Origin of the sequence: Kutzneria sp. NPDC052558, from assembly GCF_044547355.1 — a bacterium.
Taxonomy (GTDB): domain Bacteria; phylum Actinomycetota; class Actinomycetes; order Mycobacteriales; family Pseudonocardiaceae; genus Kutzneria.
The window spans coordinates 212,783-239,108 of record NZ_JBIUAG010000012.1; the positions used below are offsets into that span (position 1 = coordinate 212,783).

Here is a 26,326-nt window from a genome sequence, read left to right on the forward strand (position 1 = left end):
CCGTAGCACCCGTGCCAGGACTGGATGGAGATCAGATCAGGAAGCGGCTCGCCGACGCACGGCTGTATCTGTGCACCGACGCCCGCACCGCCACCGGGGACCTCGCGTCCTTCGCCGACGCCGCGCTCGCCGGCGGCGTGGACGTCATTCAGCTGCGGGACAAGGGCATGGAGGCCAAACCCGAGCTCGCCGCGCTGGAGGTCCTCGCCGACGCCTGCGCCCGCCACGGCGCGCTGCTGGCCGTCAACGACCGGGCCGACATCGCCGTCGCCGCCGGGGCCGACGTGCTGCACCTCGGCCAGGACGACCTGCCGGTGCCGCTGGCCCGCCGCATCGCCGGCGACGACATCGCCATCGGCCGCTCCACCCACGACTTCGCACAGGCCGACGCCGCCGCCGCGGAGCCGGGTGTGGACTACTTCTGCGCGGGTCCGTGTTGGCCCACCCCCACCAAACCTGGCCGCCCGGCCCCCGGCCTGGACCTGGTGCGGCACGTTCGGTCGCAGCGGCCCTGGTTCGCCATCGGCGGCATCGACCTCGGCCGGCTGGACGAGGTGCTGGCCGCCGGCGCCCAGCGGATCGTGGTGGTCCGGGCCATCACCGCCGCCGAGGACCCGCGCGCCGCCGCCGAGGCGTTGAAGTCCCGCCTGTGACCCCGTCATGCCCAACGCCGCTTGAACCCGCCGTGAACGGACCGTTCACAGCCTTGAGGGCTTGAAAAACACCCCGGCGGCCGGCCTGTGCAGGGAGGGGGCCGGCCGCCGGGGCGGGGTGGTGGGCTTGCAGGGGGAGCCCACCCGGGCATCAGCTCGTGACGAGCCGGAGTCCGTAGGCGCTCAGCGCCGGGTTGACGGGGCTGAAGTAGGTGGTGCCGCCGCTGGTGCAGTTGCCGGAGCCGCCGGAGGTGACGCCCTGGGCCTGGTTGCCGCTGATCCACGAGCCGCCGGAGTCGCCGGGTTCGGCGCAGACGTTGGTCCTGGTCAGCCCGGTGACGGTGCCCTCGGCGTAGACCACGGTCTGGTTCTTGGCCTGGATGGTGCCGCAGTGCCAGCCGGTGGTGGAGCCGGACCGGCAGACCGCGGCGCCGACGGCCGCCTCGGTGGAGCCCTTGACGGCCACGGTGCCGCCGCCGTTGACCACAACCCCGGACAATGTCCACTGACTGCTGGTCACGTCGACGCGGCCGTAGTCCCCGCCAGTGCCGAAATGGCTGCCGTTGAGCCGACCGAGTGAAACTTGGTTGTACCCGAATGCACTACCGCCGCCGGCGGTGCAGTGCCCGGCGGTCACGAAGTGCTTGCCGCCAGAAGCATCGGTGGCACTGAATCCGACCGAGCACCGGAAGTTCGAGCCGTACCAGGCGTCGCCGCCACGGACGGCGTAAAGCGGGCGCGGGCGCTCACTCACGGTCTCGACGCGGGCGGCCGAGCCGGCGGTGGCGACGAAGGCGTCGGTGGCCGGCGAACGGTCCAGAACCTGAACCACAACCTGGTCGGTCGGCAGGTCGACATACCATCCGACAACCCCGGCGGGCACCGGACGGGATCCCAGCCCGTCGGCCACCGCGGCCAGTTGTGCGTCCGTTCGGGTGACAACCCTTGCCTCAACACCCGCCGCGACCAGCCTCGGAACCGATGTGATGTCAGTCACCGCCACAACGGCCCGGCCGGCGGTGGCGTCGAACCAGGATCCGGCGAAGATCGACCCAAGCCCTGTGCGCAGGGTTGCTACCTGCGCTTCGGCGCGATCCTGCTGGGCGAACAGATCCCTCGCCCGACCGGGTGATAGACCCAGATCCCGTTGCAGCGCGCTCGCTACATCGGGTGATATGACCACACCATTCGTGGACGTATCGACAGAGACGGGCGCAGAACTCGCGGCTGCCGGTACGCTGACAGTAGCGGCGAGGCCGATGGACAACAGGGCAGCGCCGGTAATGCGAGCCGCATCAGTGCGGTTCATCAGACGTCTCCCTCATCTTCGGATGCGGGGACTCGGGAGTGGCGGTTGCAGGGACCCCTTCCCGAGCCTTTTAGGGGGACGGGTGGTGGGGCGGCGGCAGGGGTCGCCCCACCTTCCCCCCACCTCTGGTTCTCCGGGGTTCAGTGACCGCCGCCATCAATCCCTCCCCCACACATGACGTGTTGCCGAACGTTGTTCGACGAACAGTCCGATCGGGCGCAAAGCGTGTCACACCCGCCGCCCGCCTGGGTACGACGAGTAGCGGTTAACAGTTGACGTTTAAGTAACGTCACGCGGATTTCCTGTTCCATACCGCCGGCCGCGACCAGTTGCCCGTCCGGACACCGCCGTGACCGCTGCGCCGTCCGGCCGCAGCATGCTTGATCTTTACGGCGGCAGCCGGGCTGGCCCCTGGCGCGGACCGTCGGCAGACGCTAGCTCGCACCGGGCGGCGGGCCGCCGGTGGTGCCGATCGGCTGCTGCTGGGTCGTCGTGGTGACGGTCGTCGACGACGACGAGGTGGTTGTCGGCTCGGTTGTCGTGGTCGACGACGGCGGCGTGCTGGAGGTGGTGGTCGGCGCGGTGGTGGTCGTGGTCGACGTGGATGTGCTGGTCGGCGGCGGCGCGCTGGTCGGATGCGGCGCGCTGGTCTGCTCCGGCTGGCCGAACAGCGCGCCCACGGTGGTGCGCTGGCCGTTGCCGGAAGTGGCCTGGCCGTCGAGCAGTTCCACGACGGTCAGCACGCCCATGCCGAGCACGAAGGCGGCCGCGGTCGCGGCGGCCAGCATCGGCCACCGGCGCTTGCCGGCCTCCCGTTTCGGCGGTGCGACCATGAGCCGAACGGTCTCAGCGTCATGGGACGCGCCGACCGGCGGCTCCTCCTGCTTGATCCGGGCAGTGACCCGGTCCTTGGCGGCATGAATCGATCGCTCGTACAGCGAGGCGCCGACGGTGCCGACCACACTGGCCAGCCCGGCCCCGGCGACGGTGCCGGCGACCCCCAGTTTCGACCCCAGTACGGCCGCGGTCACGGACGCCAGCGCGCCCGCCGCGACCTGCGTCGGCTTGATGTCCAGCCGATTCGTGCCGTTCTCCTTGTCCTTGTGGTCCTTGTGCTCGCTCATCGCTCCCAATCCCCTACCGCACTACCAACGCACTAGACGTGGCGAACACTCCCGGGGTTGGGCGATGGTGAGCACGAACACCCCCTTCAGTCCACTATGGACGGCCGCCGCGGATGCACGTGGGTGGGCGGCCCTTCCACTCCGCAGTGCAGGCAATCGCCCGGATGCGGGGAATCCTCGACAACCGCCGGCGACGACGGCTGGCCGAGAACCTTGTTGTCGATGAAAAACGCGATCACACCGCCGGCCACCGCGGCTATCGCGCACATCAGCAGCGCCATCTGCCAACCGGCGGTCAGGGCGGTCGGATCGGAGTACTTCTCGCCGGTGATGCCGGCCGCCGCCGGCAGCACGGCCACCGCGAGCAGCGACCCGGTCCGGGCCACCGCGTTGTTCACGCCGGAGGCGACGCCGGCGTGCCGGTCGGGCGCGGCGGCGAGCACGGTCGCCGTCACCGGCGCGACCGCGCACAGCAGCCCCAGGCCGAACACCACGACGCCGGGCAGCACGCCGGTCAGGTAGGAGGCCCCCGGCACGGCCCAGCGCAGCATCAGCATGCCCACGCCGACCAGGATCGGCCCGACGATCAGCTGTAGCCGCGGGCCGATGCGCTGGGCCAGCTTCCCCGACTGCGCCGACAGCAGCAGCATGATCACCGTGATCGGCAGCCCGGCCAGTCCGGCCAGCACCGGCGGGTAGTGCAGGGACACCTGTAGCTGCATCACCATCAGCATCATCACGCCGCCGAGCGCCGCGTAGAGCAGGAACGTCAGCAGGTTGGCCACGGTGAACGTGCGGTTGGCGAACAGGTCCGGCGGCACCAGCGGATTGCGCTCACGCGCCTGGAGCACGCAGAACCCGGCCAGCCCCAGCACGCCGAGCACCAGCGCGACCAGCACGACCGGGTCGCCCATGCCGCGGGCCGGCCCCTCGACCAGCGCCCCGGTGATGCCGGCCAGCCCGACCGCGCACAGCACCGTGCCGGTGAGCTCGGGGCGGCCGGTCATGGTCGTGTCCCGGGACTCGGGCACGTAGCGCCGGCACAGGTAGACGCACAGGAACGCGACCGGCACGTTGATCAGGAACGCCAGCCGCCACGACCAGGCCTGGATGAGCAGGCCGCCGACCAGCGGCCCGACCGCGGTGGCCACGCCGCCCAGCCCCGACCACGCCCCGATGGCCCGCGCCCGGTCGTCGTGGGCGAAGGCCGACTGGAGGATCGCCAGCGAACCCGGGGTCAGGAGAGCCCCGCCAACGCCCTGGAGCACCCGGGCGGCCACCAGAACCCCGGTCGTCGGCGCCAGGCCGCACAGCACCGAGGCCAGGCCGAACCAGACCACTCCCAGCTCGAACATGCGACGCCGGCCGTAGCGGTCCCCGAGCGAGCCGGCCACCAGGATCAGCGACGCCAGCGCCAGCAGATAGCCGTCAAGCACCCATTGCAGGCCGGTGACCGACGCTCCGAACTCGGCCCCGATCCTGGGCAGGGCGACGTTGACGACGGTGCCGTCGAGCATCGCCATGCCCGAGCCGCAGACGGTGGCGGCGAGCACGCCGCGCGCCTGGGCGCTGCCCCAGCGCACACCCGTCGACGGATAGCCCATGGTGGTCATGGCTGCACCGTGCTCCCGTTGCCCGGTCCGGCGCAAGCTGGATGACACGAAGGCCGCCTTCGTTGCCCACAGCGGGAATTTCCCCGCCCTCGCTGGATTCGTCCTTCCCAGCCCGGTCCGGCGGTGACTAGCGTCCGCCCCATGGCCGAAACGCGAGCACTCCGCAGCCACACCTGGTTCGGCGACCAGGGCGTGCTGGGCTTCACCCACCGCTCATGGCTGCGCAACCAGGGCCATCCCGACCACGCCTTCGACGGCCGGCCGGTGATCGGCATCTGCCAGACCGCCAGCGACCTCACGCCGTGCAACGCGCACCTGCGGGAGATCGCCGAGCACGTCAAACGGGGCGTGTACGAGGCGGGCGGGCTGCCCATGGAGTTCCCGGTGACCTCGCTGGGCGAGGTGCTGATGCGGCCGACCACCATGCTGTTCCGCAACCTGGTCTCGATGGACGTCGAGGAGACGCTGCGGGCCAATCCGCTGGACGGCGTGGTGCTGCTGACCGGATGCGACAAGACCACGCCGGCGCTGCTGATGGGCGCGGCCAGCGTGGACCTGCCGACGATGGTGGTGGGCGGCGGCCCGATGCTCAACGGCCGGTTCCGCGGCAAGCAGCTGGGCTCCGGCACCGACGTGTGGCGGTTCGCCGACGCCCGCCGCACCGGCGCGATGTCGCAGGCCGACATGAACGCCGCCGAGGCCTGCATGTCCCGCTCGTCCGGCCACTGCAACACCATGGGCACCGCGTCCACCATGGGCTGCTGGGCCGAGTCGATGGGGCTGTCGCTGCCCGGCATGGCCGCGCTGCCGGCGGTGGACTCGCGCCGCAAGGCGATGGCCCACGTGACCGGGATCCGGATCGTCGAGCTGGTGCGCGAGGACGTGCGGATGTCCTCGATCGCCACCAGGCAGGCGCTGGAGAACGCGGTCGTGGTGAACGCGGCTATCGGCGGCTCCAGCAACTTCGCCGTGCACCTGCTGGCCCTGGCCGGCCGGCTGGGCGTCGACTTCGACCTGGCCGACCTGGACCGCCTGGGCCGGTCGGTGCCGCTGCTGGTGGACCTGATGCCGGCGGGCCGGTTCCTGATGGAGGACTTCTGCTACGCCGGCGGCCTGCCGGCGGTGCTGCGCGAGCTGGGCGATCTGCTGCCGCACCCGGACGCGATCACCGTGACCGGCGGCACGGTGGCCGAGAACGTGGTCGACGCCGAGGTGTTCGACCGGGAGGTGATACGGACCGCGTCCGATCCACTGCGGACGGACGCCGGGCTGGCGGTGCTGCGCGGCAACCTGGCCCCGGACGGGGCGATCATCAAGCCGGCCGCCGCCTCGCCGTCGCTGCTGCGCCACACCGGCCGCGCGGTGGTCTTCCACGGCGTCGAGGACCTGCACGCCCGCATCGACACCGTCGAATGCGACCGGGAAAGCGTGTTCGTGCTGACCGGGGTCGGCCCGCGAGGCTTTCCGGGCATGCCCGAGGTGGGCAACTTCGGGCTGCCGCGCACGCTGCTGGAGTCCGGTGTGGACGATGCCGTGCGCATCTCCGACGGCCGGATGAGCGGCACCGCGTTCGGCACGGTGGTGCTGCACGTGGCCCCGGAGTCCGCGGTGGGCGGCCCGCTGGCGCTGGTCCGCGACGGCGACCTGATCGAGCTGGACGTGGCCGCGCGCCGGCTGCACCTGGCCGTGGACGACGACGAACTCGCCGCCCGCAAGGCGGCGTGGACGCCGCCGCCCCGCGCGTCCGAGCGGGGCTGGGTGCGGCTGTACGTGGACCACGTCGGCCAGGCCGACCGCGGCGCCGACCTGGACTTCCTGGTCGGTGGCTCAGGCGCGCCCGTGCCACCCGGGAACCACTGATGGACGTCAGTCGCTGGGCCGGTTCAGGGTGGCCACGAACTTGTAGCGGTCGCCCCGGTAGACCGAGCGCACCCACTCCACCGGGTTGCCCTCGGTGTCGAAGGAGTGCCGGGACAGCAGCAGCATCGGCAGGCCGATGTCGGCGCCGAGCAGCTCCGCCTCCTCGGGCGTGGCCAGCGCGGTCTCGATGGTCTCCTCGGCGTGGCCCATCTCCACCCCGAAGCGCTCGCGCAGCACCTGGTAGAGCGAGCCGCCGGAGCTGACGTAGCGCCGCAGGCCGCGGAACCGCCCCAACGCGAGGTGGGTGGTCTCCAGGGCCATCGGCTCGCCGTCGGCCAGGCGCAGGCGGTGCAGCCGCAGCACCTTGGCCCCGGCCCGGACGCCGAGGTAGCGGGCCAGCTCGGCGTCGGCCGCCTCCTCGGAGGCCTCCAGCAGCCGGGAGGACGGCTGGCGGCCCTGGGCCAGCATGTCCTGTGTGTACGAAGACAGCTGCAACCGCTGCGCCACCTTGGGTTCGGCGGCGAAGGTGCCCTTGCCCTGCACCCTCAGCAACCGGCCTTCCACGGTCAGCTCGGCAAGCGCTTGCCGGACCGTGGTGCGCGAGACGTCGAAGTCGGCCGCGAGCGAGCGCTCCGTCGGTATCGGCGACCCGGGCGGCATGGACCGCAGCAGGTCGAGCAGATGCCGCTTGAGACCCCAGTACTTGGGCTCACGCTGCGCACGCGACCGCAACCCGGCGTCACCGCCGCCGGCCGGTGAGGTTTCGAGCATGGCCTCCTCCTAACTCCGCCCACTCCCCAGCGAACAGGATGCCTTGTCAACCGCTGCCTGTGCGATCACACCCCCGGTCATTCGTCCGATGACTTTGCAACGGTCTCGCAACGACCTTGACATCGAGTGTGGCACGGCACACCCTTTTTCCTCATTGGTCTACACCAAATTGGTCTGCACCAGACAAGCTCGTCCGGCAGGTGAGCCGGGGTGGAAGGGCGGAAACCGTGCTGCGTAAGAGTGGGCTGCGGAGAAAGTGGATCGTGGCGGCGGTGGGCGTCGCCGCGGTGTCGATGCTGGCAGCCGGTTGCGGCGGTGGCGCGAGCAGTGGCAGCGGCGACAGCAAGACCCTCACCGTGTGGCTGATGAGCGGCTCCGCTCCGGACGCGACGGTGTCGGCGATCAACAAGGACTTCGAGGCCGCGCACCCGGGCGTCAAGGTCGACTACCAGGTCCAGCAGTGGAACGGCATCGGCCAGAAGCTGACCACGGCGCTGGCCGGCAACTCCGGCACCGGCCCGGACGTGATCGAGCTGGGCAACACCCAGGTGGCCGGCTACAGCTCGCAGGACACCCTGCTGGACATCAGCGGCTCGGTGAACGACCTGAACGGCAGCCAGTGGCTGCCGGCGCTCAAGGACGAGGGCGCCTGGAACGGCAAGCAGTACGGCGTCCCGTTCTACGCCGCCAACCGGGTGGTCATCTACCGCACCGACCTGTTCCAGCAGGCCGGCATCACCGCGCCGCCCACCTCGAACGACGAGTGGCTGGCCGACCTGACCAAGCTCAAGGGCCTGTCCGGCGTCGACCCGCTCTACCTGCCGGGCCAGGACTGGTACGTGTGGCTGTCGTTCCTGTGGGACCAGGGCGGTGACCTGGCCACCGGCAGCGGCGCCAACTGGAAGTCGGCGATCAACTCGCCGGCCGCCAAGGCCGCCTTCACCTTCTACAAGCAGCTGGGCGACACCTCCGGCACCTCCGCCCCCAAGGACGCCGACGAGGCCACCCCGCAGCAGTCCGACGTGGTCGCCAAGGGCACCACCGCCAGCTTCATCGGCTTCGGCTACGAGCTGGCCGCGGTGGAGAAGGCCAACCCGGACCTGAAGGGCAAGTTCGCCGCGTTCCCGATCCCGTCCAAGACCGCGGGCCAGACCGCGCCGGTCTTCCTCGGCGGCTCCGACCTGGCCATCCCGGCCAACAGCAAGAACGCCGACCTGGCCAAGGACTGGCTGAAGCTGGAGACCAGCGCCAAGTACCAGTCGCAGCTGGCCGCCAACGGCTCGGTGCCGGGCACCTCGTCCGACACCAGCGCGCTGGACAGCACCCCGACCGGCAAGGCGATGGCCGCGGGCGCCAAGAACGGCAAGGGCACCCCGATCACCCCGAAGTGGGCCGCGGTCGAGGCGGACAACCCGATCAAGGCCGCGCTGACCGCGTTCCTGACCGGTCAGAAGAGCGTCGACCAGGCCGTCAGCGACGCGGACGCCGCCATCAACAAGACGTTGCAGTCGGCGAGCTGATCTGGTGTCGGTGACGACGAAGGCCGCGGTGCCGGCGGGGAACACTCCGCCGGCACCGCGTTCCACTGTCCCGGGCGGCGGATCCGGGCTCGGCCCGTTCGCGCGCCGGCTGTTCAGCCAGCGCACGCTGCCGTACCTGCTGCTGCTGCCGGCCACGGCGACCATCCTGGTGATGCTCGGCTGGCCGGTGCTGTCGGTGATCCTGACCAGCTTCCAGAAGCTCGACCTGGGCCAGCTCAGGACCGGCGAGGTCGTCTGGGTCGGCCTGGCCAACTTCCAGGGGATCTTCTCCGACCCGGAGTTCTGGCAGATCGCGCTGCGGACGGTGCTGTTCACCGCGGCCTGTGTGATCTGCACGGTCGGCGGCGGCCTGCTGGTGGCGCTGCTGATGAAGCACGTGCACAGCTGGGTGCGGGTGGCGTTGCAGCTGGCCCTGGTGCTGGCCTGGGCGATGCCCATCCTGGCCGCCACCACGGTGTTCCAGTGGATGTTCGACCAGAACTACGGGATCCTGAACAAGACGCTGGTCCAGCTGGGCCTCACCGGCTTCTACCACTACTCGTGGTTCCAGACCGGGCTGAGCACGATGGCGGTGATCGTCATCCTGATCAGCTGGCAGGGCATCCCGTTCGTGGCCTTCACCCTGTACGCCGGCGTGCTGGGAGTGCCGGCGGACCTGTACGAGGCCGCGGGCCTGGACGGCGCGAGCAGCTGGCAGACCTTCCGCGCGGTCACCTGGACCGCGCTGCGGCCGCTGGTCAACGTGGTGATCTTCCTGTCCCTGCTGTGGGACTTCAAGGTGTTCACCCAGGTGTGGGCCATCCGCCAGGGCGGTCCCGACGGCGGCAGCCAGACGCTGCCCACGCTCCAGTACCTCAAGGGCATCGCCACCAGCCACTTCGGCGCGGCGGCGGCGGTCAGCGTGATCATGATCCTGGCCCTTGTCCTGCTCACCGCCCAGAACCTGCGGCTGATGCTGCGCACCGAGGAGGTGGACTGACATGGGGCGGACCAAGAAGCGCCTGGCCTCGGTGGTCGGCCTGCTGGTCGCGGTGCTCTTCGTGTTCCCGATCTACTGGATGGTCACGACCGCGCTCAAGCCGGCCAACCAGCTGCTGTCCGACCGCTACGACCTGGTGCCGCTGGGCCTGACGGTCCAGCACTTCATCGACGGCGTCACCAAGCCGGGCTTCCTGAACTCGCTGGAGAACAGCCTGATCCTGGCGCTGGTCGCGGTGGCCTTCGCGCTGGTCGCCGGCCTGCTGGCGGCGGTGCCGCTGGCCCGGCTGCGGTTCCGCGGGCGCAAGGGTTTCCTGCTGCTGGTGCTGGTGGCCCAGATGGCGCCGTTCGAGGCGCTGCTCATCCCGATGTTCCTGATGATCCGCTCGTTCGACCTGCTCAACGCCCTGCCCGGGCTGCTCCTGGTCTACTTCGCGGCCGCCCTGCCGTTCACCGCGTGGACGCTGCGCGGCTTCGTCAAGGGCATCCCGGTGGACCTGGAGGAGGCGGCCATGGTCGACGGCTGCGGCCGGTGGGCGGCGTTCCGCCGGGTCACGCTGCCGCTGCTGGGCCCCGGCCTGGTCGCCACCTCGGTGTTCAGCTTCGTCACCGCGTGGAACGAGTTCCTGTACGCGCTGACGTTCATGCAGAACACCAACAACGTCACGCTGCCGGTGTGGCTGTCCAGCTTCGTGTCGGTGTTCGGCACGGACTGGGGCGGCGCGATGGCCGCGTCCACGGTGTTCACCGTGCCGGTGCTGATCTTCTTCCTGGCCGTGCAGCGCAATCTGGTCTCGGGGGTGACCGCGGGCGCGGTCAAGGGCTGAGCCGGTTGACCGGCCCCTGACCGTCGCCGATGGGCTACCGTCGAGACCACGTCGGACCTGGGCCGCCGCCACAGGACCCAGAACTCAAGGAGCACGATGACCCGCCAGACCGAACCGTCGGCCGGGCAGCACATGAGTGCCGAGGTCGCCGCGCAGCCCAAGATCTTCGCGGATCTCGTCGCGCGGCGCGGCGAGATCGCGGAGATCGCGGCGCAGGTGTCGGCGCGGCGGCCTCGCTTCGCCCTGCTGGCCGCCCGCGGCTCCAGCGACCACGCGGCGCTGTACGCCAAGTACCTCATCGAGGTGCTGCTGCAACTGCCGGCCGGGCTGGTGTCGCCGTCCACGACCACCCTCTACGGCGCCCAGCCCGACCTGACCGACGTGCTGTTGATCTCGGTCAGCCAGAGCGGCGGCTCGCCCGACCTGCTGGAGGTCACCGAGTCGGCGCGGGCCCGTGGTGCGCTCACCGTGGCCGTCACCAACACGCCCGACTCGCCGCTGAACAACGCCGCCGAGCTGTCCGTGGACGTCGGCGCCGGCCCCGAGCTGGCCGTCGCGGCCACCAAGACGTACTCCGCGACCCTGCTGGCGCTTTACCTACTCATCGACGCCGTGCGGGGCGGCGCCGGCGAGCACGCCGCGCCGCTGGGCGAGCTGGCCCAGCGGACCCTGGACGACTCCGCCGCCGCCGTGCAGGAAGCCGTGCAGCGGTTCCGCTTCGTCGACCGGGTGCTCACCACCGGCCGGGGCTACTCGTCGGCCACCGCCGCCGAGGCCGCCCTGAAGCTGGCCGAGACCAGCTACCTCTCGGCCCGTTCCTACAGCGGGGCCGACCTGCTGCACGGGCCGGTCGCCGCCGTCGACGCCGAGACCGGCGTGCTGGCCATCACCAGCGCCGGCAAGGGCGGAGCCGCGATGAGCGAGGTGCTCGACGTCATCCACTCCCGTGGGGCCGACGTCTTCGCCGTCGGCTCGGCCAGCTCCCGGGTCTCCGCCGCCTTGCGCGTCCCGGTGGCCGAGACCGCCGAGGAAGTCGCGCCGGTGCTGGAGGTTCTGCCCATCCAGAGCCTGGCGCTGGGCCTGTCCCTGGCCCGCGGCGGCGACCCCGACAGCCCCCGCGGCCTCAACAAGGTGACCAAGACTCGCTGAAGCATTCGACCAAAAGTGAGGTCCGCGCCCTTTCGGGGCGGGCCTCACTTGTCGCCGGTTCGGCTGCCGGCTCAGTTTCCGGCGGTGGCGAGTTCGGCGTAGTCGTCGACCTCGGCGTCGAAGACGACCTCGCCGTCCACCCAGACCTTGCGGGGGCGCAGGTCGTCGTCCCACCACACCAGGTCGGCGACCGCGCCGGGGGCGATGCGGCCCAACCACTTCTCGCCGATGACGTCGGCCGGGGTGCGGGTGGCGGCGATCAGGGCGTCCCGTTCGGACACTCCCAACGAGACGATGTTGCGAACCGCGCGGTCCAGCGTCAGGGCGCTGCCGGCGATGGTGCCGTCGGGCGAGCGCGGGACGCCGGCCTCGGTGAGGATCACGTCGGCCCCGCCGAGCCGGTAGTGACCGGGCGGCATGCCGGCCGCGGCGACCGCGTCGGTCACCAGCGCGACCCGGAGGCCGGCGGCGGCGAACACGAGCTTGCAGATCGGGCCGGCGACGTGCGCGAGGTCGGCGATCAGGCCGAGGGTGAACCGGCTGTCGGTGAGCGCGATGCCCGGCACACCCGGTTCCCGGTGCGTCAGCGGGCTCTGCGCGTTGAACAGGTGCGTGACCATCGACGCGCCGGCGTCGGCCGCTTCGATGGTCTGCGCCGCGGTCGCGTTGCTGTGGCCGACCGACACGACCACGCCGGCGTCCACCAGGCGACGCACGGCGTCCAGGCCGCCCGGCATCTCCGGGGCCAGGGTGACGATGCGCAGCGCCGCCGCGACGACTTCGTCGGCCAGCAGCTGGTCGAGGTTGGCCGGCTCGGGGGTCACCATCAGGCCCGCGTCGTGCACGCCGTGCCGGACCGGGGACAGGAATGGACCTTCCAGGTGCAGGCCGAGCGGCCGGGCCACGCCGCTGGCCGGCAGCGCCTGGGCCGCGGCGACCACGGCGTGGGCCTGGCGCAGCACGGTCGGCACCGGGGCCGTGATCAGCGTGGGCAGGAAGCGGGTGACGCCGGTGGCGGGCAGCGACTCGGCCACCGAACGCAGCGCCGCCGCGTCCACGTCGGCGAAGTCGACGCCGTAGGCGCCGTTGATCTGGACGTCGACCAGGCCCGCGGTGAGCAGGCCGGTGGATAGCACCTCGGTCGCGCCGGCCTGGCCGTCGACGACGTCGACAAAACGGCCGCCCTTGATCCGCACCGCGACCGGGCCGGTGATGGCCCCGTCGACAAGTGCTCGTGGCGCTGCGACTACGGCGTCCAAATTGCCCTCCATTGGTCCAGACCATTAGACGGTACGGGCACCGGCGGTCAACGTCCAGTCAATCCTCCACCGAATGACCTGAGTTTTGGTCATTTCCTGACAGGATACTCCGATCGGCGGACCGGTTCACCCCGCAGTCATCCCGACGATCACGATCGGGCAGGCCATGACGCATACTGGGCATGAAACATCCGAGGTCTGGCGAAACGATTAGAGGCGGTCGTGGCAGTCACCGACGACGCGATCCTGCGCGTGAAGGAGATGATCGTCTCCGGGGAGCTCAAGCCGGGCGACCGGCTGCCCCGCGAGGCGGACCTGGCCGAGCGCCTGGGCCTGTCGCGCAACTCGCTGCGCGAGGCCGTGAAGGCGTTGTCGCTGGTCCGGGTGTTGGACGTGCGTCAGGGCGACGGCACCTACGTGTCCAGCCTGCGGGCCGACGACCTGCTCGGCGCGCTCTCGTTCGTGCTGGACCTGCACCGCGGCGAGGACTCCGTGCTGGAGGTGCTGGAGGTCCGACGCATCCTGGAGCCGGCCGCCGCCGCCATGGCCGCCCAGCGCATCGACGAGCAGGAGGTCGCCGCCCTGCGGGAGCTCTGCGACGCCGCGGCCGCCGCCGAGTCCGTCGAGGAGCTCGTCGAGCACGACCTGGAGTTCCACCGCCGCGTGGTGCAGGCCTCCGGCAACGCCTACCTGGCCCAGCTGCTCGACACCCTGGCCGGGCCCACCGTGCGGGTCCGCATCTGGCGGGGCATCACCCAGTCCAACGCCGTCGACCGCACCGTCGCCGAGCACCGCGCCATCGTCGACGCCCTGGCCGCCCGGCAGACCGAGCTGGCCCGCTCGTGGTCGACCGTGCACGTCGCCGGCGTCGAGCAGTGGCTCAAAGACCTGGCGTGATCCCGTAGACCCTGGCCGCCGTGCCGCCCCAGACCTGCGCCCGCTCGTGTTCGCCCAGGTCCTCGACCAGCCGCTCCGTGGCCTCCGTGACCTGCTCGTACGTGGCGTGCAGCAGGCACACCGGCCAGTCCGAGCCGAACATCACCCGCTCCGGGCCGAACGCCGTCAGCACCACGTCCGTGTAAGGCCTCAGGTCCTCGACCGTCCAGTCCTTGCTGGCCTCCGTCACCAGGCCCGACAGCTTGCACGTCACGTTGGGCAGGCTCGCCAGCCGCCGCAGCTGCGTCGCCCAGGGCTCCAGTTCGCCCGTGGTGATCGGAGGCTTCGAGCAGTGGTCCAGCACGAAGCTCGTGCCCGGCAGCGCCGCCACCGCCTTGATCGCCGCCGGCAGCTGGCTCGGCAGGGTCAGCAGCTCGTACACCAGGCCCGCCTCCCCCACCGCCGTCAGGCCCCGCAGCACGTCCTCCCGGACCAGCCATTCCGGGTCCGGCTCCCCTTGCACCTGGTGGCGGATCCCCTTCAGCCACCTTCCGCCCGGGACCTCTTTCAGCGCGTGCAGGGCCTCCGCCACATCCGGCGCCGTCAGGTCCGTCCACCCCGTCACCGCCCGCACCAGCGGCGACGCCTCCGCCAACGCCAGGAACTCCGGCGTCTCCTCCGCCACCGTGATCGTCTGCACCAGCACGCTGGCCTCGATCCCCGCTTCCGCCGTCAGCGGGGCCAGATCGTCCAGGGTGAACGTCCGGTGCAGCGTCTCGGCCAGCCCCGGCTCCGCCGTCCACGGCTGGTCGCGGACGGCCAGATCCCACATGTGGTGATGCGCGTCAACCCTCATGACCTGCTCCAACGTGGTTGTCCACAGGGCGCCGGTTATCCACAGGCACCCCTCTTTCAAGATCGACTAGACGCGGGGGCGGGTAGACTGGGTCGGGGACGCCCCCCTGGGAATGGGTGGGGGATGGTTTCCGGTGCGGGGAAGATCCAACCCTGCTCAAGTGGGCAGTTGTTCAGGGCACGGCTGTCGGCATCCGCGCGGCGCGGGCGCCCGAGACGCAACCGGACCCAGCCGCGACGCCGGCGAGGAACACGGTCGGACCAGGGCGCGCGGGGGCCGATGACTGCCGCTCGGGTGGTTTGCGTCAAGGGGTCGGGGTGTCAGGGTCCAGCAGGCCCTCGGACTTCAGGTCGGCCCACAGGTCCGGGGAGACCTTGTCGGCGAAGAGGGCCGCGTTCTCGGTGATCTCGGCGGGGGTGCGGGCGCCGACGGCGATGGCCTTGACGGCGGGGTGGCCGAAGGGGAACTGGAGGGCGGCCTGGGGCAGGACGGCGCCGTGGCGTTGGCAGACGGCGGCGATGTGGCGGGCGCGGTCCAGGACGGTGGCGGGGGCGGCGGAGTAGTCGTAGGTGGCGTCGGCGGGAACGGTGGGGCGGGCCAGGAGGCCGGAGTTGAAGACGCCGACGGAGACGACCGAGACGCCGCGTTCCAGGCAGAGGGGCAGGAAGCTGGCGAGGGATTCCTGCTCCAGCAGAGTGTAGCGGCCGGCGAGCATGACGTAGTCCAGGGACGCCTCGCGGATGAAGCGTTCGGGCATCTGCCACTGGTTCATGCCGACGCCGACCGCCCGGATGACGCCCTCGGACTTCAGGGCGTGCAGGGCGGGCAAGCCCTCGGAAAGGGCCTGCTGCCAATGGTTGTCGGGGTCGTGCAGGTAGACGATGTCGACGTGGTCGAGGCCGAGGCGCTCCAGGGAAGCGTCCAGCGATCGGCGCACGCCGTCGGCGGAGAAGTCCCAGACGCGGCGGTGGGTGGCGGGCACGAGGAAGCCGGCGTCGTCGAATCCGTCGCCGTCGGCGGGTTCCAGCAGCCGGCCGACCTTGGTGGAGACGACGAACTCGGAGCGGGGCCTGGACGCCAACGACGAACCGAGGCGGCGTTCGGACAGGCCGAGGCCGTAGTGGGGGGCGGTGTCGAAGTAGCGCACCCCGGCGTCCCAGGCGGCGTCGACGGTGGCGCGGGCGTCGGCGTCGGAGACGGAGGTGTAGAGGTTCGCGATCGGCGCGCCGCCGAAGCCGAGGCCGGAGATCACGGCAGGGCCCAGACGAGACCGGCGGTGGGAGTGGCGCCGGAGTAGTCGTCCTGGACCTCGAGGAGCTCGGCCATCCGCGCCTGCCAGGGCACGTTGGCGGGGTGCTCCTCGAGGAAGGCCCGCATGTGGGCGTAGTCCTCGACCTCGACGAGGTGGAAGAGATCCTGGCCGCTGCGCCAGATCCGCCACGAGTGGACGCCGGCGGCCCGAAGGGCCTCGTCGAGTTCGGCGGGGATCACGGCGTGCACGGCCTCGTACTCGGCTTCCCGCCCGGCCTTGAGCCGGGTGTGCAGGGCGACGGTCTCCACTAGTCCTGGGCCTTTCCGGTCGTCAGCCGAGCGAGCACGAGCGCCCCGATGATGATGGCCCCGTTGACGGCCCCGAGCCAGTACGGGTTGACGTGGGCCAGGGTGAGGATGTTCTGCACCAGCCCCAGCATCAGCACGCCGCACAGCGCCCCGAACAGGGTGCCCTTGCCGCCGTTGAGGCTGACGCCGCCGAGCACGGCGGCGGCGAAGGCGTTGAAGATCCAGCCGGAGCCCTGGCTGGCGGTGACGTTGCCGTAGTGGCCGACCATCATGGCGCCGGCCAGGGCGGCGAGCACGCTGGCGGCGATCAGCACGATGGCGGTGACGCGGGTGGTCCGGATGCCGGCGGCCTTGGCCGCGGCCTCGTTGCCGCCGATGGCGTAGAGCGAGCGGCCGTGGCGGAAGTAGCCGACGAACACGATGGCCACCACGAACAGGGCCAGGAAGATCCAGATCGAGGCGTGCACGCCGAGCCAGGTGGCGTTGCCCAGGTAGTACAGGGACGGCATGGCGGTGCTGGACAGGGACTGTCCGACGGTCAGGCCCTGCTGCACGCCGCGAATGGTGATCAGCATGCCCAGCGTGATGATGAAGCCGGACAGTTGCAGCCGCAGCACCAGGAACGCGTTGACGGCGCCGATGAGCACACCGGCCAGCAGGCACACCGGCAGCGCGGTCCACTCGGGCAGACCAAGGCCGAGACCGTGCTCGGAGGACGGCAGCACCAGCACCATGGCCAGCGCCGGGGCGAAGCCCAGGGTCGACTCCAGCGACAGGTCCATCTTGCCGACGATCAGCACCAGCGCCTCGCCGAGCACGACCAGGCCCAGCTCGGACTGCTGCTGCACCACGTTGAGCAGGTTGCCGCCGGTCAGGAAGATCGGGCTGGCGATGAAGCCGACGATCAGCAGCACCACGATCGCCGGCAGCAGCGCCAGGTCGCGCAGCTTGGCGACCTGCAACCGCGGCCGGGCCGCCGCCATCGGGGTGGACACGTCACTCACCACTGCTCTCCCCGATCCCTTCGATCACACTGACCAGCTCGTTGTCGGTCCAGCCGGCGGGGAACTCGCCGGCCACCGAGCCGTGGAACATCACCAGCACCCGGTCGCACGGGCGCAGGTCGTCCAGCTCGTCGGAGATCACCAGCACCGCGGTGCCGGCGGTGGCCGCCCGGTCGACCGCGTCCAACAGGTTCTCCTTGGACTTCACGTCCACGCCCGCGGTCGGGTCCATCAGCACCAGCAGCGCCGGGTCGCTGGACAGCGCCCGCGCCATCACGACCTTCTGCTGGTTGCCGCCGGACAGGTCGGCCACGTCCTGGTCCGGCCCGGAGGTCTTGATGGCCAGGTCGCCGATCATCTTCTCGGCCACGGCGGTCCGCCGCCGCCCGGAGATCGCGCCGAACCGGCCCAGCCGCCCGGTGATCGGGAAGGTGGCGTTCTCGGCGATGCTCAGGCCGGGCACAAAACCCTCCTTGTGCCGGTCCTCCGGCACGAAGCCGACGCCGCCGGCCAGCGCGGCCGGCACGCTGCCGGGCTTGAGGGTTTTCCCCGACACGGCAACGGTTCCGGCGTCGGCCTTGCGCAGCCCGACGATGACCTCGCCCAGCTCGACCTTGCCGCTGCTGCCGGAGCCGGCGACGCCGACCACCTCGCCGCGCCGGATCGACAGGTTGATTCCGCTGAAGTGCTTGTCCAGTGCCAGGTTCCGAACGTCCAAAATGGACTCCGAGCCGACCGGCGGGCGGCTGGCCCCGGCGCCGAGGCCGACGGCCTCGCCGGTCATGGCCTCCACCAGCTGGTCCTTGGACAGGCCGGCCACCGGGCTGGTGACGATGTGCCGGGCGTCCCGGAACACCGTCACCGTCTGGCAGATCTCGAAGATCTCCTGGAGGTGGTGGGAGATGAACAGGAACGTCACGCCGGCCGCGCGCAGCGAGCGCATCCGCTCGAACAGCCGCTCGATGGCCGGCCCGTCCAGCTGCGCGGTGGGCTCGTCGAGAATGATGAACTTGGCCCCGAACGACAGCGCGCGGGCGATCTCCACCAGCTGCCGCTGCTCGACCGTGAGCGTGGCCGCCTCGGCGTTGGGATCGACGTCGACGCCGTACTCGGACAACTTCTCGGCCGCGGTGCGGCGCAGCCGAGACCAGTTGATCACCGGTCCGCCGTCGAGGTTCTGCCGGTTGATGAACAGGTTCTCGGCGACGGTGAGCGTGGGGATGATGGTGGACTTCTGGTAGACGCAGGCCACCTTGGTCCGCCACGCCTGGCGGTCGGACAGCGCCGGCGCCGGCTCGCCGCGGAACGTGATCCGCCCGCTGTCCGGCCGGTTCAGGCCGGTCAGCATGGAGACCAGAGTGGACTTGCCGGCGCCGTTGCGCCCCACGAGCGCGTGCGTCTCCCCGTCGGCGACGGTGATGTGCACGTCGTTGAGCGCGACGGTCTGCCCGAAGCGTTTGGTGATGTCGCTGGCCTCGACTGCGTTCATCACTTGGCTACCTGGTTGCCCCAGAGGCTCTTGTCGTCCACGTTGTCCTTGGTCACCAGCGGGGCCGGCAGCTGGTCCTCCAGCTGGCCGCCGCCGACGTCCAGGATCGTGCTGTTGTGGTCGGTCGGGCCGGCCTTGAAGGTCTGGCCCTGCACGGCGGCCTTGGCGTAGAACAGCGCCCACTTGGCGTACAGGTCGGCCGGCTGGGAGATGGTGGCGTCGATCTGCCCCTGCCGGATCGCGTCGAACTCCTGCGGGATGCCGTCGTTGGAGATGATCGAGATGTGCCCGGGCTGGCCGGCCGGGATCAGGTGCCCGGTGGACTTGAGCAGTTGCAGCGTCGGGGCCAGGAACACGCCGCCGGCCTGCATGTAGATGCCGTTGATGTCCGGGTTGGCGGTCAGGTCGGTCTGCAACGCGGCCGAGGCCTTGGCCCCGTCCCAGTTGGTCGGCTCGGCGAACACCGTGATGCCCGGGTAGTTCTGCTTCATGCAGTCGCCGAACGCCTCGGAGCGGTCGCGGCCGTTGATGGACGACAGGTCGCCCTCGAACTCGACGATCTTGCCCTTGCCCTTGAGCTGCTCGCCCAGGTACTTGCAGGCCTTCTCGCCGTAGGCCTTGTTGTCCGCGCGCACCACCATGAACGCGCCGCCCTTGTCGGGCCGGGTGTCCACCGTGACGACCGGGATCTTCTGGGAGTTGAGCTGGGTGATGGTGCTGGCGATGGCCCCGGTGTCCTGCGGCGCCATCACGATGGCCTTGGCGCCCTGCGCGGTCAGCGCCTGCACGTTGGACACCAGCTTGGTGACGTCGTTCTGGGAGTTGGTCGGGGTCATCAGGTTGATGCCCAGATCCTTGGCCTCGGTCGGCACGTACTTGTTGTACGAGTTCCAGAAGTCCGAGTCGGCGCGGGGGAAGTCGACGCCGATCGGACCCACGCCGGAGCTGTCGCCGGCCCCGGCGGCGTCACCTCTGTTGCAGGCGGCCAGCGTGCCGGCGAGCGCTACGCACACCGCCACGGTGAGGATGCTGCGCTTGTCCATCGTACCTCGTTTCTCGTCTAGCTCGGCGGCCGAAGGCGCAGGCCGTACATGCCGCCGTCCACCGCGAGCACGGTGCCGGCGGTCGATCCCGACAGGGGGCTGGCGAGGTAGCAGATGGCGTGTGCGACCTCGCCGGCGGAAACGAGCCGCCCGGACGGCTGGCGCGCCTGGAGCGCGGCCCGTTCGGCGGCGGGGTCGGGCGCCGCGTCGAGCAGCCGGCCGACCCAGGGGGTGTCCACGGTGCCGGGGGCGACGGCGTTGACCCGGATGCCTTCCCGCACGTGGTCGGCGGCCATCGCCAGGGTGAGCCCGTACACCGCGCCCTTGCTCGCCGAGTACAGGGCGCGCTGCGGCAGCCCGGCCCACGCGGCGATGGAGCAGGTGTTGACGATCGCGGCCGACGGCGACTCGCGCAGCCACGGCAGCGCGTGCCGGGCGACGCGGGCCATGCCGACCACGTTGACGTCCAGCACTCGGCGCCACTGCTCGTCGTCGTTGGCGGCGACGTCGCCCTGGGCCCCGATGCCGGCGTTGTTGATCACGATGTCGAGCCGGCCGAACTGCTCGGCCGCGGCGGCGACGGCGGTCCGCACCGACTCGTCATCGGTGACGTCGCAACGGATTGCGACCAGTGGCGCGGCGACCTCGTCCGGGTTGACGTCCAGCGCCGCCACCCGCGCGCCGCGCGAGGCCAGCAGTTCCGCCGCCGCCCGCCCGATGCCGGAGGCGCCGCCGGTGACGATGGCCGCCAGCCCCTGGAAGTCCGTCATGCCACACTCTCCGTCCACACCGGACCGTCCGGATACACGTACCGGCTCAGCGTTTCCTCCCGCAGCTGCGCGGAAAACCCGGGCCGGGTCGGCGCGAGGTAGTGGCCGCCGACCACTTCGGCCGGATCCGTGAAGTGCTCGTGCAGGTGGTCAACCCATTCGATGACCCGGCCGTCCATGGACGCGGACACCGCGGCGTAGTCGAAGAAGGACAGGTGCCGGACCAGCTCGCACAGGCCGACGCCGCCGGCGTGCGGGCACACCGGAACGCCGAACTTGGCCGCCAGCAACAGGATCGCGATGTTCTCGTTGACGCCGCCGACCCGGCAGGCGTCGATCTGCACCACGTCGACCGCGCCGGCCTGCAACAGCTGCTTGAACACCACGCGGTTCTGCACGTGCTCGCCGGTGGCGACCTTGATCGGGGCCAGCGCGTCGGCGATGGCCCGGTGGGCCAGCACGTCGTCGGGCGAGGTGGGCTCCTCGATCCAGTACGGCGAGTACGGCGCCAGCTCCCGCATCCAGCGGATGGCCGCGTCGGTGTCCCAGCGCTGGTTGGCGTCCACCGCGACCCGCACGCCGGCCCCGACGACCTCGCGGGCCAGCTTCATCCGGCGCACGTCGTCGTGCAGGTCGCCGCCGACCTTGAGCTTGATCATGTCGAAGCCCTCGGCCAGGGCCTGCTTGGCCAGCCGCGACAGCTTCTCGTCGGAGTAGCCCAGCCAGCCGGGCGAGGTGGTGTAGGCCGGATAGCCCTGCTCGGTCAGCTGCGCGATGCGGCCGGCCCTGGTCGGCTCGGCCTTGCGCAGGATGCCCAGCGCCTCGTCCGGGGTCAGCGCGTCGGACAGGTAGCGGAAGTCGATCAGCCCGACGATCTCCTCGGGCGTCAGGCCGGCCAGGAACCGCCACAGCGGCAGGCCGGCGCGGCGCGAGGCCAGATCCCACGCGGCGTTGACCACCGCGCCGATCGCCATGTGCACGACGCCCTTCTCCGGGCCGAGCCAGCGCAGCTGCGAGTCGCCGATCAGCTCCGCCGACAGCGCCGCCAGGTCGGCCGCGGTCTGCGGCACGGGCTTGCCGACCACGTGCGGGGCCAGCGCGCGGATGGCGGCGGCCTGCACGTCGTTGCCGCGGCCGATGGTGAAGGCCAGGCCGTAGCCGTCGGGGCCGTCGTCGGTGCGCAGGGTGACGTAGGCGGCCGAGTAGTCCGGGTCCGGGTTCATCGCGTCGGACCCGTCCAGCTCCCGTGACGTGGGGAAACGGATGTCCACCACGTCGAGTGCGACGACACGGGCCATCTCAGGCCGCCCCGAAGGTCTGGCGCTGCCGGCCGAGGCCGTCGATCTCCAACTCGACGACGTCGCCCGCGCGCAGGTACGGCTTGGGGTCCGGCTGGCCCAGCGCGACACCCGCCGGAGTGCCGGTATTGATCAGGTCGCCGGGGCGCAGGACCATGAACTGGCTGAGGTAGCGCACCACCTCGGCCACGGGGAAGATCATGTTCTTGGTGGAGGAGTCCTGCTTCAGCTCGCCGTTCACCCACAGCCGCAGGCCGAGGTCCTGCGGGTCGCCGACATCCTCGGCGGGCACCAGGTACGGCCCGAGCGGGTTGAAGGTCTCGCAGTTCTTGCCCTTGTCCCAGGTGCCGCCGCGCTCGATCTGGAACTCGCGCTCGGAGACGTCGTGCGAGAGCACGTAGCCGGCGACGCAGGCCAGCGCCTCCTCGTGGGTGTCGAGGTAGCGGGCGGTCCTGCCGATGACCACGCCCAGCTCGACCTCCCAGTCCGTCTTGACGGACTTGCGGGGCACCAGGACCTCGTCGTACGGGCCGACCACGGTGTCCGGGGTCTTGAGGAACAGCACCGGCTCGGTCGGCGCGGTGGCCCCGGTCTCCGCGGCGTGGTCGGAGTAGTTCAGCCCGATGCAGATGATCTTGCCGATGCCGGCCAGCGGCGGCGCGACGCGCTCGTCGGCCGGGTCTATGACCGGCAGCTCCCCCGCGCTCAGGGCCGTACGGACTCTGGCCAGGCCGTCGCCGGCAAGGAAGGCTCCGTCGATGTCCGCCGTCACCGGACGGAGGTCGTGGACAACGCCCTCCTCGGTGCGGACGGCTGGGCGCTCGCTACCGGGAGCGCCGAGGCGCAGCAGCTGCACGGAGGGTTCCTCCTCGCTCGAACCGAAAGACATCCGATGTATATCCGCTGAGTCGGGGGAAGTCCAGACTCACGGCGGGAACATTGACCGAACTGATCCGATGACTCCATGGGGTGGTTGTGGCGAATACCGAGGGTTACCTGGTTGGCGTGGACGCCGGGGGGACCACGACCCGGGCCCTCGTGGCCGACCTGGGCGGGGCCCGGGTGGGCACCGGGCGGGCCGGCGGCGCGAACCCCAACTCGCATCCGCCGGAGGTGGCCGCCGAGCAGGTGGCGGCGGCCATCGCCGCCGCGCTGGCCTCGGCCGCCGTGCCGGCCGACCGGGTGCGGGCCGGCGTGCTGGGGCTGGCCGGGGCCAGCAAGCTGGCCGACGACCGGGTGGCCGCGCTGTTCGACGCCGCGTGGCACGGGGCCGGCCTCAAGTGCGGGCTTCGAGTCGTCACCGACGCCGAGGCCGCCTTCGCCGCCGGCACCGCGTCGTCCGACGGCACCGTCCTGGTCGCCGGCACCGGCTCGGCCGCGGCACGCATCGTCAACCGACGCCAGGTCGCGATCGCCGGCGGGTTCGGCTGGCTGCTCGGCGACGAGGGCTCGGCGTTCTGGCTCGGGCGGCAGGCCGTGCGAGCCACGCTCAGGACCCTCGCCACCGGCGCGGCGCTCGGGGCCCTGGCCCGCAGCGTGCTGTCCAACGCCCTGGGCATCCAGGACGTGAGCGGTGATCCGATGCTGCGGCGCTCCGTGGTGTCACGCCTGATCACCGCCGTGAACGCCGAGCCGCCGATCCACCTCGCCCGGCTGGCCCCGCTGGTCGCCGCGGCCGCCGAAGCCCACGACCCGGCCGCCACCGAGATCGTCGAGGAGGCCGTGGACTGGCTCGTGCGCACCGCCCGCGACGCCCGCTCGGCCGGTGAGCGGACTCCCGTGGTGGTCATCGGCAGCGTCGCCGCGGCCGGCGGCGTGCTGGGCGAACGCCTGCTCGCGGCGTTGGGCGAGGCCTGCGGCGGGCCGGTGTCCGTGGCCAACGACGGCGCCGCCGGGGCCGCGTGGCTGGCGTCCCTGGAACTGCTCGGCTCCGCCGCATTGTCCCTCCGCCCCCAGCTCCTCACCCCCTGATACGCCACATGCGCTTCCTACTTGGCACCAGACGCCACATGGGAAGCGCATGTGAAAAAAAGGGGTGCCGCCTCACAGCCACCTTCGCATGAGCAAACGCCACATGCGCTTCCCATGTGGCGTCTGAGCCCACATGGGAAGCGCATGTGGCGAAAGGTCAGGCGCCCAGGGGTTCGGGGTTGGCGCGGGCGCGCAGGGCCGCCGCGTGGGTGGGGTCGCCCATGGCCTCGTACACGGCCTGGGCGGCGGCCCAGGCCGGGCGGGCCTCGGGCAGCCGGCCGAGGCCGGCGAGGACGTCGCCGATGCGGGAGAGGGCCTCGGCCTCGGCCCAGCGGTCGCCGGCCCCGCGGCTGGTGATCAGGGCCTGGCGCAGCTCACGCAGGGCGATGTCGTGGTGGCCGCGGTCGGCGTGCACGGCGGCCATCTTCATCAGCACCCAGGACTGGGCCTCGCGAGCGCCGAGGCTTTCCTGCACGGCCAGGGAGCCGGCCATGGCGTCGAGGGCGTCGTCGAAGCGGCCACGAGACCGGTGCACGTCGCCGATGGTGACGAGGGCGAGGCCGACGCCCTCCTGGTCGTCGAACTCCCGGAACAGCGCAAGGGCCTGGGCGGCGAACTCGTCGGCGCGGACCATGTCGCCGCTGTCGGCGGCCAGGAAGGCGGCGCCGGCCAGGGACCAGGCCTCGCCGAGGCGGTCGTTGGTCTGCTGCCGCAGCCGCAGGGCCCGCATGTAGAGCTGGGTGGACTGGACGAAGTCGCCCATCCGCCGGTACGCCTCGGCCAGGTTGATCGACACGCAGCCTTCGGCGTGCGGGTCGCCGGTGTGTTCGGCGGCGGTCAGCGCCAGCTGCTGGGTCCGCACCCAGATCGTCCACGGCTTGCGGTGCAGCCAGTAGCTCCACAGCGCCACCGCGAGCTTCCACGTCGGCCCGAAGGCCCGGTGTTCCAGCCCGAGCTGGACGACGGGCACGAAGTTGGGCAGCTCGGCGTCGCACCAGCGCACGGCGGCGTCGTGGTCGGCGAAGGCCAGGGCCATCACCGGCGGCGTGACCGGATCGGGGTCGAGCTCGTCGACGCGGAACGGGGCCAGCGCGAGCCCGGCGGCGTAGGCGGTGGCCTGGTACCAGGTGATCATGCGGGCCACGGCCGGCCCGGTCTCCTCGGCGGTGACCAGCTCGGCGGCGTACTCGCGAAGCAGGTCGTGCAGCTGGTAGCGGTCACGGCCGACGGCCTGCACGAGGTGCGAGCCGGCCAGCCGCTCCAGCAGCGTGCGCGCGGTGGCCATCGGCAGGTCGGCCAGCGCGGCCGCGGCGCCGGTGCCGATGTGCGGCCCGCGGTGCAGGCCGAGCAGCCGGAACATGTGCGCGCACGGCTCGTCCAGCCGGCGGTACGACCACTCGAAGGCGGTCCGCAGCGCGACGGAGTCGAAGGTGGACAGCACTTCCAGCCGGCCGTCGGCGTCCAGCTCGTCGACCAGGTCGCGGATCAGGTAGTGCGGCTGGGCCAGCGCCCGCTCGGCGGCGATCCGCAGGGCCAGCGGCAGGAAACCGCAGCGCGCGGCCAGTTCGGCCAGCGCCGCCGGTTCGGCGTCGGCCCGCTGGTCGCCGATGACGCGTCGGATCAGGGCCTTCGAGTCCTCCGGCGTCATCGGGCCGAGAGTGACCCGCAACGCGTTCGTCTGCACGGAAAGACTGGACAGCCGTTCGCGGCTGGTGATCACGACCGCGCAGCCCGGGGCGGCCGGCAGCAGCGGCCGCACCTGATCGCCGTCGGCGGCGTTGTCCAGCACCACCAACAACTTCCGGTCCGCGACGACCGAACGGAACAGCGCCGCGCAGCGGTCGAGGCCCTCCGGCACTCCACTGGCCGGCACGCCCAGCGCGATGAGGAACTCGGCCAGCGCCGTCCGCGGCTCAACCGGCCGGCCGTGGGCGGAATGCCCGCGCAGGTCCACGTACAGCTGGCCGTCGGGAAAGCGGTCCATGGCGTGATGGGCCCAGCGCAGCGCCAGCGTCGTCTTGCCGCTGCCGGGCGGCCCGTCGACGATCGTCACCTGGGCGCGGGCGGTGTGCAGCAGGGACAACTGCTCGCCACGGCCGACGAAGCGCCGGATGCCGGCGGGCAGCTGGGCCGGCCGGACCGAGGCGTCGGCGGTGGCCAGCGCCACCAGCGCGCCGCCGCCGACCAGGCTGTCGTCGCAGGCGCGGGCCAGCTCCGGCGAGGGCGCGCGGCCGTTCTCCACCTTGCTCAGGTAGCCGGGGGTGAAGCCGATGAGCTTGGACAGGTCGCGCAGGGACAGGCCGCGCTGCTGGCGCAGCCGCCGCAGCTCGCCGCCGAACAGCGCCGCCGCGCCCTCGGACCTGCCTCGCGCCATG

The 26,326-nt window shown here is 71.5% G+C and carries 23 protein-coding genes; 8 read left to right on the plus strand and 15 right to left on the minus strand.

Going from position 1 to position 26,326, the window contains the following annotated elements; genetic code table 11:
* Positions 1-11: 11 nt before the first annotated feature.
* On the plus strand, positions 12-653 hold the full coding sequence (gene thiE / locus ACIG5F_RS22935) for a thiamine phosphate synthase (RefSeq protein WP_396520512.1): 642 nt from the start codon (positions 12-14) through the stop codon (positions 651-653).
* A gap of 151 nt (positions 654-804) precedes the next feature.
* Here the strand turns inward: thiE and ACIG5F_RS22940 are convergent, their stop codons facing one another.
* The 3 genes from ACIG5F_RS22940 to ACIG5F_RS22950 all read right to left on the minus strand — a co-directional run bounded on the left by ACIG5F_RS22940 (position 805) and on the right by ACIG5F_RS22950 (position 4,699).
* Entirely contained in the window at positions 805-1,962 is a 1,158-nt protein-coding gene (locus tag ACIG5F_RS22940) for a S1 family peptidase (protein ID WP_396520514.1), read from the minus strand.
* Positions 1,963-2,396: 434 nt separating this feature from the next.
* Complete coding sequence (locus ACIG5F_RS22945) at positions 2,397-3,086, minus strand: hypothetical protein (protein WP_396520516.1); 690 nt, start codon at positions 3,084-3,086, stop codon at positions 2,397-2,399.
* Between the two features lie 86 nt (positions 3,087-3,172).
* Complete coding sequence (locus ACIG5F_RS22950; protein WP_396520518.1) at positions 3,173-4,699, minus strand: MFS transporter; 1,527 nt, start codon at positions 4,697-4,699, stop codon at positions 3,173-3,175.
* Positions 4,700-4,840: 141 nt separating this feature from the next.
* Here ACIG5F_RS22950 and ACIG5F_RS22955 point away from each other — a divergent pair, with 141 nt between their 5' ends.
* Positions 4,841-6,559, plus strand: a complete 1,719-nt coding sequence (locus ACIG5F_RS22955) for an IlvD/Edd family dehydratase (protein WP_396520520.1) — start codon at positions 4,841-4,843, stop codon at positions 6,557-6,559.
* Positions 6,560-6,565: 6 nt separating this feature from the next.
* On the opposite strand, the gene ACIG5F_RS22960 is transcribed toward ACIG5F_RS22955, so the two are convergent.
* The gene (locus ACIG5F_RS22960) at positions 6,566-7,330 is read right to left on the minus strand and encodes a GntR family transcriptional regulator (protein WP_396520522.1); all 765 of its coding nucleotides are present in this window, start codon (positions 7,328-7,330) and stop codon (positions 6,566-6,568) included.
* A gap of 293 nt (positions 7,331-7,623) precedes the next feature.
* Here ACIG5F_RS22960 and ACIG5F_RS22965 point away from each other — a divergent pair, with 293 nt between their 5' ends.
* The 4 genes from ACIG5F_RS22965 (at position 7,624) to ACIG5F_RS22980 (ending at position 11,825) form a co-directional block, all read left to right on the plus strand.
* On the plus strand, positions 7,624-8,850 hold the full coding sequence (locus tag ACIG5F_RS22965) for an extracellular solute-binding protein (RefSeq protein WP_396520678.1): 1,227 nt from the start codon (positions 7,624-7,626) through the stop codon (positions 8,848-8,850).
* Positions 8,851-8,854: 4 nt separating this feature from the next.
* Positions 8,855-9,850 (plus strand): carbohydrate ABC transporter permease, encoded by a 996-nt coding sequence (locus tag ACIG5F_RS22970; RefSeq protein WP_396520524.1) that lies wholly within the window; start codon positions 8,855-8,857, stop codon positions 9,848-9,850.
* 1 nt (position 9,851) lies between these two features.
* Positions 9,852-10,676, plus strand: coding sequence for a carbohydrate ABC transporter permease (locus ACIG5F_RS22975; protein ID WP_396520526.1), 825 nt, complete (start codon positions 9,852-9,854; stop codon positions 10,674-10,676).
* Positions 10,677-10,772: 96 nt separating this feature from the next.
* On the plus strand, positions 10,773-11,825 hold the full coding sequence (locus ACIG5F_RS22980) for an SIS domain-containing protein (protein ID WP_396520528.1): 1,053 nt from the start codon (positions 10,773-10,775) through the stop codon (positions 11,823-11,825).
* A gap of 71 nt (positions 11,826-11,896) precedes the next feature.
* On the opposite strand, the gene nagA is transcribed toward ACIG5F_RS22980, so the two are convergent.
* Positions 11,897-13,084, minus strand: a complete 1,188-nt coding sequence (gene nagA, locus ACIG5F_RS22985) for an N-acetylglucosamine-6-phosphate deacetylase (protein WP_396520530.1) — start codon at positions 13,082-13,084, stop codon at positions 11,897-11,899.
* Positions 13,085-13,306: 222 nt separating this feature from the next.
* On the opposite strand from nagA, the gene ACIG5F_RS22990 reads away from it, so the two are divergent.
* Complete coding sequence (locus ACIG5F_RS22990) at positions 13,307-13,981, plus strand: FadR/GntR family transcriptional regulator (RefSeq protein ID WP_396520532.1); 675 nt, start codon at positions 13,307-13,309, stop codon at positions 13,979-13,981.
* Here the strand turns inward: ACIG5F_RS22990 and ACIG5F_RS22995 are convergent.
* The 9 genes from ACIG5F_RS22995 to ACIG5F_RS23035 form a co-directional block, all read right to left on the minus strand.
* A complete protein-coding gene (locus ACIG5F_RS22995; RefSeq protein ID WP_396520534.1) occupies positions 13,965-14,816 on the minus strand; it encodes an amidohydrolase family protein in 852 nt (283 codons plus the stop codon). The genes ACIG5F_RS22990 and ACIG5F_RS22995 overlap by 17 nt on opposite strands.
* A gap of 304 nt (positions 14,817-15,120) precedes the next feature.
* Entirely contained in the window at positions 15,121-16,068 is a 948-nt protein-coding gene (locus tag ACIG5F_RS23000) for an aldo/keto reductase (protein WP_396520536.1), read from the minus strand.
* The gene (locus ACIG5F_RS23005) at positions 16,065-16,376 is read right to left on the minus strand and encodes an L-rhamnose mutarotase (protein ID WP_396520538.1); all 312 of its coding nucleotides are present in this window, start codon (positions 16,374-16,376) and stop codon (positions 16,065-16,067) included. The genes ACIG5F_RS23000 and ACIG5F_RS23005 overlap by 4 nt, the downstream gene beginning before the upstream one ends.
* Positions 16,376-17,380, minus strand: coding sequence for an ABC transporter permease (locus tag ACIG5F_RS23010; RefSeq protein ID WP_396520540.1), 1,005 nt, complete (start codon positions 17,378-17,380; stop codon positions 16,376-16,378). The genes ACIG5F_RS23005 and ACIG5F_RS23010 overlap by 1 nt, the downstream gene beginning before the upstream one ends.
* Positions 17,373-18,869: a sugar ABC transporter ATP-binding protein gene (locus ACIG5F_RS23015; RefSeq protein ID WP_396520542.1), complete on the minus strand. Its 1,497-nt coding sequence runs from the start codon at positions 18,867-18,869 to the stop codon at positions 17,373-17,375. Before ACIG5F_RS23015 ends, ACIG5F_RS23010 begins: the two co-directional genes overlap by 8 nt.
* Positions 18,869-19,912, minus strand: coding sequence for a sugar ABC transporter substrate-binding protein (locus tag ACIG5F_RS23020; protein WP_396520544.1), 1,044 nt, complete (start codon positions 19,910-19,912; stop codon positions 18,869-18,871). Before ACIG5F_RS23020 ends, ACIG5F_RS23015 begins: the two co-directional genes overlap by 1 nt.
* A gap of 17 nt (positions 19,913-19,929) precedes the next feature.
* Positions 19,930-20,682 (minus strand): SDR family NAD(P)-dependent oxidoreductase, encoded by a 753-nt coding sequence (locus ACIG5F_RS23025; protein WP_396520545.1) that lies wholly within the window; start codon positions 20,680-20,682, stop codon positions 19,930-19,932.
* On the minus strand, positions 20,679-21,980 hold the full coding sequence (locus ACIG5F_RS23030; protein ID WP_396520547.1) for an enolase C-terminal domain-like protein: 1,302 nt from the start codon (positions 21,978-21,980) through the stop codon (positions 20,679-20,681). Before ACIG5F_RS23030 ends, ACIG5F_RS23025 begins: the two co-directional genes overlap by 4 nt.
* A 1-nt stretch (position 21,981) precedes the next feature.
* Complete coding sequence (locus tag ACIG5F_RS23035; protein WP_396520549.1) at positions 21,982-22,836, minus strand: fumarylacetoacetate hydrolase family protein; 855 nt, start codon at positions 22,834-22,836, stop codon at positions 21,982-21,984.
* Positions 22,837-22,985: 149 nt separating this feature from the next.
* On the opposite strand from ACIG5F_RS23035, the gene ACIG5F_RS23040 reads away from it, so the two are divergent.
* A complete protein-coding gene (locus tag ACIG5F_RS23040) occupies positions 22,986-23,951 on the plus strand; it encodes an N-acetylglucosamine kinase (RefSeq protein WP_396520551.1) in 966 nt (321 codons plus the stop codon).
* A gap of 157 nt (positions 23,952-24,108) precedes the next feature.
* Here the strand turns inward: ACIG5F_RS23040 and ACIG5F_RS23045 are convergent, their stop codons facing one another.
* Positions 24,109-26,325 (minus strand): ATP-binding protein, encoded by a 2,217-nt coding sequence (locus tag ACIG5F_RS23045; RefSeq protein ID WP_396520553.1) that lies wholly within the window; start codon positions 26,323-26,325, stop codon positions 24,109-24,111.
* Position 26,326: the final 1 nt, after the last annotated feature.